Source organism: Chryseobacterium sp. X308, from assembly GCF_020733145.1.
In the GTDB taxonomy this organism is placed as follows: Bacteria; Bacteroidota; Bacteroidia; order Flavobacteriales; family Weeksellaceae; genus Chryseobacterium; species Chryseobacterium cupriresistens.
The window spans coordinates 1-13,393 of the sequence record NZ_JAJFZH010000028.1; the positions used below are offsets into that span (position 1 = coordinate 1).

Annotated in this window: 11 protein-coding genes; 5 read left to right on the plus strand and 6 right to left on the minus strand. The window is 34.2% G+C overall.

Features of this window, described 5'->3' with window-relative positions; genetic code table 11:
* Positions 1–255 (plus strand): response regulator transcription factor (locus tag LIV57_RS20570; protein ID WP_227944092.1); only part of this gene is annotated, 255 nt, incomplete at its 5' end.
* Positions 256–434: 179 nt separating this feature from the next.
* Here LIV57_RS20570 and LIV57_RS20575 read toward each other — a convergent pair.
* On the minus strand, positions 435–1,565 hold the full coding sequence (locus LIV57_RS20575; protein ID WP_227944093.1) for a hypothetical protein: 1,131 nt from the start codon (positions 1,563–1,565) through the stop codon (positions 435–437).
* Positions 1,566–2,591: 1,026 nt separating this feature from the next.
* On the opposite strand from LIV57_RS20575, the gene LIV57_RS20580 reads away from it, so the two are divergent.
* The 4 genes from LIV57_RS20580 (at position 2,592) to LIV57_RS20595 (ending at position 9,813) form a co-directional block, all read left to right on the plus strand.
* Positions 2,592–5,579, plus strand: a complete 2,988-nt coding sequence (locus tag LIV57_RS20580; RefSeq protein ID WP_227944094.1) for a two-component regulator propeller domain-containing protein — start codon at positions 2,592–2,594, stop codon at positions 5,577–5,579.
* On the plus strand, positions 5,572–6,207 hold the full coding sequence (locus tag LIV57_RS20585; RefSeq protein WP_227944095.1) for a response regulator transcription factor: 636 nt from the start codon (positions 5,572–5,574) through the stop codon (positions 6,205–6,207). Before LIV57_RS20580 ends, LIV57_RS20585 begins: the two co-directional genes overlap by 8 nt.
* 954 nt (positions 6,208–7,161) lie before the next feature.
* Positions 7,162–8,835 (plus strand): SGNH/GDSL hydrolase family protein, encoded by a 1,674-nt coding sequence (locus tag LIV57_RS20590; protein ID WP_227944096.1) that lies wholly within the window; start codon positions 7,162–7,164, stop codon positions 8,833–8,835.
* Between the two features lie 174 nt (positions 8,836–9,009).
* Positions 9,010–9,813 carry a hypothetical protein gene (locus LIV57_RS20595; protein ID WP_227944097.1) on the plus strand — a complete coding sequence of 268 codons (804 nt, stop codon included), beginning with the start codon at positions 9,010–9,012 and terminating at the stop codon, positions 9,811–9,813.
* A gap of 183 nt (positions 9,814–9,996) precedes the next feature.
* Here the strand turns inward: LIV57_RS20595 and LIV57_RS20600 are convergent, their stop codons facing one another.
* From LIV57_RS20600 to LIV57_RS20620, 5 genes are all read right to left on the minus strand, one after another.
* Positions 9,997–10,854 carry an EboA domain-containing protein gene (locus LIV57_RS20600; RefSeq protein ID WP_227944098.1) on the minus strand — a complete coding sequence of 286 codons (858 nt, stop codon included), beginning with the start codon at positions 10,852–10,854 and terminating at the stop codon, positions 9,997–9,999.
* Between the two features lie 78 nt (positions 10,855–10,932).
* Complete coding sequence (locus tag LIV57_RS20605) at positions 10,933–11,775, minus strand: hypothetical protein (protein ID WP_227944099.1); 843 nt, start codon at positions 11,773–11,775, stop codon at positions 10,933–10,935.
* Positions 11,776–11,831: 56 nt separating this feature from the next.
* Positions 11,832–12,410, minus strand: a complete 579-nt coding sequence (locus LIV57_RS20610) for a hypothetical protein (protein WP_227944100.1) — start codon at positions 12,408–12,410, stop codon at positions 11,832–11,834.
* Entirely contained in the window at positions 12,397–12,945 is a 549-nt protein-coding gene (locus LIV57_RS20615; protein ID WP_227944101.1) for a hypothetical protein, read from the minus strand. The genes LIV57_RS20610 and LIV57_RS20615 overlap by 14 nt, the downstream gene beginning before the upstream one ends.
* A gap of 22 nt (positions 12,946–12,967) precedes the next feature.
* Positions 12,968–13,384, minus strand: coding sequence for a hypothetical protein (locus LIV57_RS20620; RefSeq protein ID WP_227944102.1), 417 nt, complete (start codon positions 13,382–13,384; stop codon positions 12,968–12,970).
* Positions 13,385–13,393 lie beyond the last annotated feature (9 nt).

Sequence of the window (13,393 nt, forward strand, 5' to 3'; positions counted from 1 at the left end):
ATTGTAAAAAAACTCGTTTCATCTGCCAAAAAGGACACTCCCATCAACCCCCTTGAAATATTATCAGAAAGGGAAAAGGAAATATTTGACCTGTTGGTGAAAGGGTATGGGAATATTGAAATATCCAACGAACTCAATCTTCACCTTTCTACCGTGAGTACTTATAAAGCAAGAGTTTATAAAAAACTCAACATTAAAAACACTGTTGATCTGGTACGGTTAGGAGATAAAAACCAGACCCACAAACCTAAATAAGCTCCCGATAGGTAATGATCCCAAAGAAAGATCAGCTGAAGGATATATTGAGCAGATAAAAAAAAACGGAATGTTTATTCCGTTTTTTTAATAATTGTATTTTAATAACTTACCCAATACAGGGCTAGCATTTTTTTTATATTCTTTCAGAATAGTAAAATATTAAGACAATTGCATTACTATTTCTTGGATTTACTTTTCTTTTGTAATTTTTGAGTTAAGGTAAGTAGTTCATTAATTTGTTCTCTTTGGGTGTCAATTTGTTTTTGCTGTTCTATGACATATAAATACAATTCTTCTACTTTTTCCAGCGTTTGGGTCGATAATCGGGTAATATCAAAAGAATATCCATCTTTTGTTTTCTCTAACTCTTTAATGGAAGTTACCCCAGGTAAATGCTTATTAGCCTGAATAAACTTTTCTGTATCATAAATAGTTGAGAATTTATAATTTGAATTCATATTTGAGAACCCGTTAAAATACTTATCAAATACATAATCAGGGTAGTTGGCGGTTGCTGTCGTAATACTTCCGCTTACTTTTAATTTCTCACCCGGGGCAAACGTTGTACTGGCATATCCGATACCAACATTTGCGGCAAAAAAAGAATTTCCATCCGGTGCAATACGGAGTTGTTCACTACCAGGATCTCCGCCGACAGGTGTTGTAATAAATAAAATACCACTGGGCACTGAAGTATAACCTGTTCCTATTGATAAATTGGTACTGTTTCCTGCAGCCTTGATTTGTGCTGCTGAGTTGGTATCTGTAAAAATATGCATACTTGGATCTCCTCCATTCGTTAAGGATATTGTTGCTCTTGTACCAGATCCGGAATCCTGGATAATACCAAGGCCTACACTATTATTAATGGTTGTCGTTTGTTGATTCACAAATTTCAGATCCTTTCCATTTTGGGTAATAGTTCTATTATTGGTAAGAGTACCATCTGCATTATAAATATTGTTATAGATCAGTTTTCGCCATACCGTACCATCAAAATAATAATACCCGATCCCATCAATATTCACTCTTGGCCCGCTATTATCACCCGTTGAGATATCTGTAATAAATATCAATGCTCCTTTTTGGTCTGCTCCATAAAGAGCATCTCCTTTAGCAGAAAGCTGTGCCCGCGTAAGTCGTGGTGCCTGAAGTCCGTCAGGATCAGCAGCGCCCAGTTTTCCATTAACATCCAATGTGGAGTTAGGAGTTGAAGTATTAATACCTACACCTGCCGTCTGTGCAAAAACACCAGCAGAAGTTACCAACAGGACTACTGTTAATAAAGTTGTTACATTTTTTTTCATTGTTTTTATATTAGTGTTTTAAATTTTTTCTGAAGCGCATCATACGAGATATGCCGGCACATGTGATTCTTATATCAACTTGTGCGCTATCAGTATAAAAAAGAAATATCTCTTTGCTTAAAAGATAGAATAGAAAAAGGGCTTTTTTGCTTAAGTACGAACAAAAAGAATGATTTTTTTTGCAGAGGCTTTATAACCTGGAGCTAAATGTATTGTTCTACGGCTTTTTTTTTCTACTTTCTGAAGTTTAAATATATTTTATTATTATTCCATTTGTATTTTTTATCAGCACTTACTGCACAATTCTTTTATCTTAAAATTGAACCAATTTATTTTAATGATGACACAAATTTAATATATGAGATCTAAAAATCTGAATTACTTTATGTAAAAACAAATCGTCACTTGTGTAGTATTATATCTTGTTTGTGTAGTTTAAAAATTACAAACCTCTGTAATGGTTACAATATTTAGAAATTCTCTTTCTGTAAAAAATTCTGTTATCAATAGATCACATTTAGTATTTTATAGAAAATAGAAATGAAAATTTAAAACATCTATTAAAGACTGACAATTAAAATTGCATTATATGTAGTTTTATAACTACAGGTTTAAAAAACTCTTATAGAGAACATTTATGTACTTTTGCAAAAGCTATGTAATTAATATTATATTGACAAAAATAATAGAGAGTTACTATCAAATTTTTAAAGGAATCTTCCCTTTAAATATAAAAATCAGCTAACTATTCTTCTGATATTTATTGATTTTATTTTACCAGAATATCAAAAACTATTCAACAGAATATCAAAACAGATAAGGTGCAGAACATTAAAGAATACAAAGTTTACCAAGTATTTGATAATATCTGCAGCTTACTCTGAAAGCCTTAGAAATTGATGTAATGATCATTTTAAATGTAAAAGCATCTGGTTTTAAAATGACCCTCAACATTTCTACCCGCTTTTAAAATTGCTGATTTTATAATTCTATACCATGAATACTTTATAATGACAAGTATTAAAAATGTTTTATAAACAACTTATAGTCCTGTTTTTCATTAATATACAGCTGTATTACAGCCAGCATCCAGCTTCGGTATGGTACGATACAGATAAAGGACTTCCTCAGAATAGTGTAAAGGATATTACCAGGGATAAGTATGGATTTATCTGGATCAGCACAGAAAATGGATTGGTACGTTATGACGGAAATAATTTTGTTACCTACAATCATCTTAATTTTAAAAATAACAGATTCACTTCTTTTTTTGGAAACGCAAAGAAAGATACAATTTATATTACAACAGCTTTTGATGAGAATATCGCGTTAATATCTAAAAGAAATGTGAGTATCCTGAGCCACCAGCTGGGCTGCCTTCAAAGAGTATTACGTGAAAGCAGATCGAACCTTATTTTTACCAAGAATACAATAGAAGATAAATTTGAAGACGAAGATTTCTTTATTTATTTCGGTAAGAACAACTATTATCATTTGTTGCATGACGGAACAATACAGTATAGAAATAACAAAATTACAACGCTGAAAAATCTGCGTAAAAGCTATATCTCAGATACATTTTGTTTTGACAAGACTATTTTTATCATTTGCAGATCTTTAAAAAAAATAATCAAAGTTTCTGGAACCCGGATTACTTACCTTGATGCACCTGAAGTATTTTTTAAGAATGATACAAAGGTTTACTGGAGCCAGATCAACAATCAATCTTTTATTATCCAGAATCATACATTGTACAGAATACACTATGAGTGCAATAGCTTTAGTTTAAAAAAATTAACTGATTATGACCTTAATAAAAATTCCCTATCTTCCATTTTTCATGACGAAGTAAACAATAAGCTGTACCTTGGTACATTATCTGACGGATTGAATGTCATAAAATTCAACAATTTTCATGTTTCCAACAAATCAGATAAATCTTATGAAAATATTTTTTATTCAATACTTCCTTTTGGAAAGGATAAGGTAATAAATTCTTTAGGTGATGTATACAACGAAACCGGGCTGGTAAAAAGGTATCATTTTAACACAACGAATCATTTTTTTTTACTGTATGATACTGAACAGAATATTCTTGTCCAGCGCAAAACAGGCTTGGTACGCTTTTTTAAACAGTCTGATTATTCTAAAAAAGAAAATCTTGATTTTAAAAACGAGCTCTCCCGGGTCTGGAAACTGAGAAATTATTGTATTGTAACGGTTCACAAGCCTATTTTAAAATCTACTCTTTCCTTTTATAAGGATTCCTGCTTTAAAAATCCTTTTTTGCAGTTTTCAATTCCCAATATCGTTACATCGGTTCAAGAGCTGGGTAATGATCAATGGCTGGTAGGAACCAGAGATGCTTTGTATTCGATTGAAGGTCCCTCTTTTATTCCTAAAAAAATTTCTACCAGGTCATTACATGTAAGGGAAATTACTAAAACAAAGGATGGAAATCTTTGGATCATGACTCAGGGAAATGGCTTCTTTCTATATAAAAAAGGCCAGCTCATCAAAATGCCTGAAGATAAAAACGGATATCTTTTGTTTTCGCACACCATTCTGGAAGACAAAAATGGTTTTCTCTGGATCAGCACCAACAATGGCTTGTTTAAGGTTCTGAAAAGCAGCCTTCTGCAGTATTCTAAAGATAAAAAAACGTTGCCCAGCTATTACCGGTACAGCAAAGAAGACGGCTTTAATACCAATGAATTCAATGGAGGATGCTCTCCAGGCGCTGCAGCTCTTCCCAATGGAAATTTTGTATTTCCTTCCATCAAAGGCCTTGTATTTTTTGATCCTGAAAAAATAAGAAGTTATTACCCTAACAACTTCTTTTTGGAAAGGGTTATATTTTATGATTCCAAAAGCAGCATAAACGGACAGAATATTAATCTGGAAAACAATTTTTATAAAGCGGTTATTTTAGTAGATGTGCCCTATTATGCCAACAGGGCTAATCTCGTTATCGAAGGAAAGCTGAACGGTTGTAAGAACGAAAAATGGGAAAGGGTTGGCAGTGATGGCAAATATTATATCGCAAACCTGGAGCCGGGTCAATATCAGCTTATGGTAAGGGTATTGACTTCTCCAAAAGGGAAATATATCTATAAAACCATTAATATTACTGTAAAACACCTGTTTTATCAGACTCTTATTTTTAAATTCCTTGTTGTTTTGGTAGTAGCCCTTATTGTATTTACTCTTATCAAAATAAGGATAAAAAGGCAGGAACAGAAAAAAAGAGAACTTGAAGAAATTATTACCATCAGAACCCGAAAACTATCACAAACAGTTTCAAAACTTGAATATACCAAGGAGCAGCTCCGAAAAGAGAGTATACAGCAGAAAAAACTATTGGAAACAATAAGTCATGACATCATTACGCCGATAAAGTTTTTATCCATTACAGCCCAAAAGCTGTACGAGACAGATGAGCATGACCATTACATACAAAAGAAACATTTTGAAAGTTTCTACAAATCTTCTGTAGAGTTTTACAATTTCGTGAAAACCCTGAAGGAATATGCGGAGATTTATAACGTCTGTGAAAAAAATGAGCAGTATAACGTCTACGAAGTTGTGGAAGCTAAAAAAGCTCTATTTGAAGGTGCGGCCAAAGAACAAAATACTCTTATTATCAACAATATTAAAAATCCGACTTATTCGAAAAACAATCAGAATGTGATTGCTGTTATTATTCATAACCTCATAGACAATGCCATTAAAAATACCACCAATGGAGTCATACAACTTTCTACCACTGAAGATAGCAGGACCTTTTTCCTGCAGGTGAAAGATACAGGTAAAGGAATGAGCAGCGAACAGATGAACTATTATGAAAAGCTTCAGGATAATATTGAAAATGAAAAGCTGGTTTTACAAAAATACAGTTTAGGATTACATCTTATTCTTCAGCTGCTCATGATGATCAATGGTAAAATTGAGTTCAAAAACAATGTTCCAAAAGGAACTGTTGTTTCCATTAAAATTAAAAAGAAATATGACTAGAAAAATTATTATTGCCGACGATCACTTCGTAGTAAGATTAGGCACTACTCTGATTTTGGAATCCCACTACAAAGACGTAAAAATTTCATATGCTGAATCCTACACGGAGCTCTCGGATAAGTTATACGCTGAACAATTCGACATGTTAATTCTGGATATCAATATGCCGGAAAGCAAGTATTTGAGTATGATTGGTGAAATAAAAGAAATACAGCCCAATCTTAAAATCCTGGTTTTTTCAGTATATGACCATGATATTGCCGTACAATATGTCATTGAAGGTGCTGATGGGTATATTAATAAATTATCGGATGAAAATAATATCCTGGAAGCTGTTCAGCAAATTTTTGAAACCGGAACTTATTATTCCCCGGAAATTGTAAAAAAACTCGTTTCATCTGCCAAAAAGGACACTCCCATCAACCCCCTTGAAATATTATCAGAAAGGGAAAAGGAAATATTTGACCTGTTGGTGAAAGGGTATGGGAATATTGAAATATCCAACGAACTCAATCTTCATCTTTCTACGGTGAGCACGTATAAGGCAAGAATTTACAAGAAACTGAATATAAAAAACACCGTTGATCTTGTCCGGTTGGGAGACAGAAATCAGGCCTATAAAAAATAACCAAATCATTGTATTTGTTTTAAACATGATGTAGGACTTTTAACAACCTTAAATCATTAAAAACCACAATAAAAACCGTCAAACATGTCATTAAATAACTACATCTCTCATCACTTTTTAAGCGAAATTATTGTATAGCTTTGCTTCAGGAAATGAACCTTTATGAGCGTGAGACAAAATGATAAAAATATACTAATCTATAACCTGAATGTAAGGTTTCAAATAGGCATTCATTCTATTTAGCTGCCTGTATTTTTACGATGATACAGGATTAAGATGGGCTCAATAAGCCCATCTTTTTTATTTTACCCAAAATCAAAAACTACTTGTAGGGCTATTTATAACTGCATTGATGTGGTTTAATATCTACAACTTATATTTCTTATTCCTAAGCTATTTCAATAGTTTTGTCAAACATTAAATTGTTTATGTATACTTTACTAGTAATACTCAAAGTAAATAAAAGTTAGAAGGACTTCTTTAAGTATAAAAAATATATCCACATGGTCAATTTCCGATTTTTAATACTATTGCATTATTCATAATACTAAATTTCATCATTTAAGCCTTATGGTATTGAAGTCAGAGTAAGCCAGGAAAGTTTTTAAAGGATATAGTGTATTATTAGTATTTAAGTGTACAATGAAAGATGGGCGTTTTGCCCATCTTTCTTTTTTATCCTTACTCATGAGGTTTGGATTTTTCCAGACGTGACTTTTCCGGTCTCCTTACACGATTTCTTAACCATTATTTTATTTTTGAGTTGATGTAAACAGATACAATTTTGTTGCCTCACCACCCTATTAACTTTGTCATTTTCTTTAATTTATAACTACAAAGACGTAGGTTTAAATGGACAGAAAATATATGGGCCTGTTCCCTCAAAAAAATAAATTTGTGTATACAGAAACACATAGGATAGAAATACCTATCCGGTAATTTAATTTTTTAATTATGATAGATCGAATAGTAATTTTAGGAGACAGTATGTCTGATTTCGGTATTAAAAAGAATACCATTATGGGCATGGTAGCAAGGGCTGCCGGTGCGATGCGTGTGAATGCGGTGGGACGCTTCAGCGACACAAAAAACTGGGCTGACTACATGTGGGAATGGTCTGATGGTGAGAGTTTGATAGATGGTAAGGATAAGAAACAAGCTGATGCCTTAACGGCGAAGCATATGTCTCTGAAAGAGTCAGCTCATGGAAGTCCAGATAACAAATTATCTTTCGTCAACTATGCGGTAGGTGGTGCAGTAGTCAATGAAAGGGATAAGCTGGCACATAAATTAGCACTGACCACTGTACTTGAGCAGAAAGAAAAATATTTCAAAGAATTGGACAATGAAACGTCTAAAGCTAAAAATACGTTACATATTGTCTGGATTGGTCTGAACGATACTGTTACCGACGGTAAAGACGCTTCGAAAATGAAGGCAATCGTTGATCAGATCAAAGGTATGACTGATGAAATTCGTACTCGTGTTGCTAAGGATGGTGGCAAAGCCTATTTTATGGTGGTTAATAATCCTGCTCCTGAAGAAGCTGTGCGTTACACCCATGCAAATAAAGCCCCTAAATTACGTGCAACAGTAGATAAGGCACAAGAAGCTACTTTGGAGTTTAACAAGCATCTCAAAGAAGCATTTCCCAATAAATATGATGATACGATGGTCGTTGATATGTATGAAGCACTTAAAACCAACTTGTATAATTTACGTCTCATAAAAGCAGCACAGCACCGCGGAAGAAAAGTACAATTCAACAAGCCGGAGGACAATATGGATACTTCACTTGCGAATACCCTGAAAGAATTTAAAGAAATATATAAGGATAAAGGAGGTAATGAAATATTTAATGAAATCCAGCCGCTTCTGGATAAAGCACATAAAAGTGATAATGAGATTACACTTCACAGGGAAGTTGGTGATTTAATCATTAAGAAAATGGCTGAAGGTCACAAATCTGCTGAAAAGCTTGAAAGCATAAAGGCTGTTAAAAATGCATTAATGGCGACCGGAACATATCCGAGTCAGCTCGAATTTGTAACAAAATATTACCAACAAATCAGACCCGAAAAGCATAAGGAGGATATTGCAAAACTTCAGGGAGAACTTGATAAAGTATTTTCACAAAATCTTGTGAAACAGCTGGATGATAATTTAAACATCTCCAACACCGGATTATATGATACGGTTGGTTCTATATTGAATGACGGACTCAATAAAGGGGGACAGAATAGAGATAACAGTACTTTTAGAAAATTATTAGATAATGTTACCGCTAATAATCTTGGATTTGTAGCGACATCGGATGGGGCCCACCCTACTCAGGCAGCTTATAAAGCGATTGCTTTAACCATGGCCTCTCATCTTAATCAAGGCTTTTCTGTTTTGCCAAGTCCTGATTTTATAAAGAATGCACAGGATGCACTCGTTGAGGCTGAAATTTTTGAAAAAAAGGTCAATATTCCACTTAGCCGATCAAAAGATATATCAGCTTATACCACTCCTACTGTGAAGGCAGATCCAAAGGCGGTTCTCGCTTCTGAAACGCTAAAACAGCAGCAGCAAAAAGAAATAAAACAAGAAAAGCCTAATACTAAGACGCATCATACCAGCCTTTAAAGTAAAAACGGAAGCGATCTGAGATATTAATTAACTGTTAGGTAAAGTTTACAACGCTATTATAGTACAAGTATACTTAGGATTTAGGTCTTACATGTCATGAATACGTTGTAAACTTTTACAGTTATTCAATAAAAACAACAATCAGTTTTTTACAACTTTAATATATATAACATGCCTCAAACAGAAGCCGAAGAATTACACAAACGTCTGGAAAAAGAAACCCATGCTCATGCCCAACAGAAACATTTGAATGAGAATACTGATTTAAAAAATGAAAACAAAAAAAAGGATATCCCACTAACAGAAGAGTCCCGGAAACGAAGGGGTCTCCTCAATTCTGTCTCCGAAAACGCTTCTTTCATTAAGAAAACCTTAAAAACTACTGCAATTGGACTCGCCGCGGGGTTTGCACTTGGATTACTTTTTCCACCATTAGGAATAGCTGTCATGGCCATTTCTGCAATAGCCGGCGCCATCGCTGTAGGCGCAAAAGTAAGTAACAGCTATGATAAAACAAAAGCGAAAAACACTTATTCTGAAGAAAATACTGATGCAAAGGTTGAAATACTTCGTGAAATTGTCCGCGAGTTAATGGAAGAAAAATTATCAAAAGATAAAGAGGAGATTAAACAACAGGATAAAAAGAATGGTATTGAGGATGATTCAAAACAGAATATTGAAACATTAACAGGAAACTCAAGAAGAAAAGCGGAAAATATTACTGGAAATGTTATAAAAAATGCAACGGATAATGATCCCAAATTACCTTTTGATTCCAGAACAAAGAATGCAGGGACTGATCATAGCAGAAAATCTGCAACCCATACCAATGAATCCAGGTTAGCAATGTTCACTAAGCCATTAAACAGACTTAATCCTGATATCAAACAACATGCTCAAGCTTCAAAACCCAAAGTACAGCAGGAAACGCAAAGTATCAGTAAAAATATGGGAATGAGACGAAATACATTATAATGTCTGTAATAATTTATCTTATCAAACCTCGCAGAAAATGAAAATTTAAAGACAATATCTTACAAACCGTATCATTGAAAAAGTTATTCCGGAAAAATTTGAGCTTTGACCACTCAAATTTTTCCGGAATTTTACTGCTTAAACCTTGTGAAAAACAGATAAGAATTTTATTAATCGGTATCTTTATACTTCTTTATTCCGGAAGTAATATTGTTCTCCGATATAGTTCCATAAAGTGGTATTTATAGGTCTTAATATATTATTGCACGTGTTGGAAGCACTTTCTCTGAGTACAATGATGGCTGCGTGTTTTGACAGTGGATCACCGGATTCAATTACCTTCAGCAGATCTGCGGTAATCTCTCTATTGACAAATCCTTCCATCAACCGCCAGATCTCCGGAGATACTGTTTTTCCTGCAGACCATCTTTCGTGGATATATTCAGTGGCCATGAAAGCCAGCATTTCATTTTTACGCAGATCCAGGTTGGTAATCTGATAAAGCGGGCGTTCCAACAACAATGCTTTAAGAACCAACTGATTCCAGGATTGCTGAGGCAGGTATCTGGCGGCAAAAGGATTGAAAAGAGCTATAGAATCAAAAACAGAAGGAATATTGGTCCTGATGCCCTCTTCAACGAGTGGTACAAACTCATACGCATTTTCAAGAAAGAAAATTCCTTTGTATAAACCAATCAGTTCACTGATATCTGCTGACTGCATAAGCTTTTTTACAATAGCTACATTCTGATCTTCAGGAACACAAACCATCAATAAACATTGGCAGAATTGCTGAAGGTTCCACCGGCCGGAGGTAAGGCCCGAATAAAGCTGCTCAAGGTTAATTTTTTCCGATGAGCTCCATTCTGGTGAAACGGATGGAATTACTTGGGAAATCCGTCTGAAGTTCTGAAAGAAAAGAGTCTCATTTTCAAATAGCATCACCGTTTTCATCCAATCCATCTGTTTTTTTGAAAGCCTTGTTTGGATCAGTGAATATATTATTTCGCTGGAATTATTGTTAAAAGTGTTATCTGTCATCTTAGTGGTGTTTTTTGAATTGTATAGAATGGGAGTACATTGACCTCTTCATTAAAGCTAAATACATATCATTCAGACTTATTTTGATTTTAAAGCATTAAAAGCTTTTCCAGGCAAGCCTCTCAGAACAGAACCTGCCCTATTACTAAATTTATTGCCAGATTCAGGATCTACCAGAAGATTCGCGAATTGCGGAACTTTTAATATCATAAATATCATTACAAGCTGAAGAGCAACAGAAAGGAGAACATTAGTCCATTCTGTACTTCCAATAGGTAAAAGAACAATCATCACTTTCAAAATCGTTAATATGGGCTCCCACAGCAGGATAGAAAGGAAACCAAAGAACCATGTCTTCAGAATTCTTTCATTAGATACAATAAGTGAAAAAGGTAAAACAAAGATTCCCAAAACATAATACACAAATATCATCAGTAATTGTCTCAATAATATATAGGCTCCAACACAAGAAGCAACAAGATAAACAAGGATATGGAAAAATTCTAAAAAAGGATTGACCTGCAGTATATCATATACCCCATTCCCATCTGCTCCTTTTGACTGCACATGTGATATCCCCTTTTGAAAGAGGTTTTCAAACTCAGCAGGACTACGCCCTGTTACTTTATAAGCCCCGTGTTTTACAATATCTGATAAAATATCTACGGTATCAAATAACAATAATTTGACCAGAGGAATGTATAATGTGATCGCCATAAGAGTAAGAATGGGTCTTAAAAGTGCTTCCCGTCCAATCTTTTCATCCGGATCCGACATGGCTTTCATTACTTTATACCCAACATAAACAAAGGTAAATGTAACGGCTATGAGAAGAACATAAGGTCTCGACTCAGTAATAAATTTGTCAAAGTTAGTTTGAAGAATTGTCCTGTATTGATTTAGAACTTCATTTACTGTCATTTACTTTATATTTTTAGTCGTGATTGATTTTTGCATTTCGCTCATCTTGCGATACATTATTTAATTAAGACTTTATTGATTACCGATAGAGATTGCAGATCTTTCTTTATGGACAATACGGTGGCCCTGATTTTCAAAATCCTTGTTAAAAGCTTTCCAAAAACAGTATAAACCTGCCCCAGCCCACCGGAAAGAATTCCTGACGCTAAATATCTGTAATAGTCAGACTGGGCTTCTTCCAAATATCTGTTTTCAATGGCCAGATCCTCGGATTTCTTTCCCAGTGAATGTTTAATAAATAACGGATTGTATTTTATGATATTAATAATATCTCTGATATTTCTGATATCCTTTTTGGTATCTTCAATCATAATAATAGAAGTAGAAGCAAGTAAAAGGCTATTTACACTTTTAATACTCTTTTTATCATCAATCTCCTTTTCCAGCTTTATAAGTTTTTCAAATAACTTATTTTGTTCGTCTTTCAGATAAATTTCACCTCCTAATCCTGCAATAATTAAAGCCTTGCTTCCTGCAACGGTATAATCATTAATATCAAAAGACCAGGTCTGTGCATAAAAAAAGCTAAAGCTAAAAAGCAGCAGCAATACGGATATTGATTTAATAGGTTTCATCTTCCAGTGTTACTCTTATTACTTTATCTAATGCCTGCTGAATAAGGCGCAGCCTTTCTCCTTCAGGAATATAATTCGCAGCATCCAGATAATTGGTGATGTTTTCTTTCTCAGCATCAAATTTTGTTTTGAATCTTCTTCTTACCAAAACATTGGAGAGTTTACCGCTTGAAAGCGGGGAAACAGCCACTATCGGATATTTATCCTTTATATAATCATAGCTCGTTCCGGATACAAAGTTCAGTATATCGCTTTTCTTTGAAGTTAAACCTGATGAGATACGGGTAAGCTCCTGATTAGGTTCTATATAAATATCTTTTGTTCTTTTCATAATACCTGTTTTTGTTAAGGCATATCCATTTAGTTTTCTATGCGCTGAGGCCATATCCTTGTAGTACTCCTTTGACAGAAGATCATTAGCTGACCAACTCCATGTGAAATTAATTACAGCCTGAGCTTTGAAGATTACAGAAAATAATAGCAGTCCGACGAAAAATGTCTTAATACCCAATGATTTGATATATAATTTATTCATGACTTTAAAAATTTTAGATTAACTATTTAGCAGACTGCTGCATTAATTTCCTCTTGAGGGTACTTCCTTTGATATTATCTTCTACCCTATCCAGTTTCCGGTTAATGGCAGAAAGTGAGGTTCTCAGATCTTCATACAGATTAAATTTTTCTCCCAGAATGACCGCTTTTTCACCATTTAAGAAATGGGAAGACATATTTTCAATCTGTCTGTCTGCCGATTGCAGATACACCCTGTTCTCTTTCTTTTTTGAATAATACAGGAAAGAAAGCTGCTCATTATCCTGCCTGAGTTTTCGGGATCTGTCCTGGACATTATTGATAATATTATTTACCGTAGACAGCCAAAGAAGAGATCCAGGGTAATAAATAAGCCTCTTTCTATACTCTTTTAAAAAATCCTGAGTCCTTTTCTCTGTCGTTTCTTCTCTGCTCTTCAATAAATATTT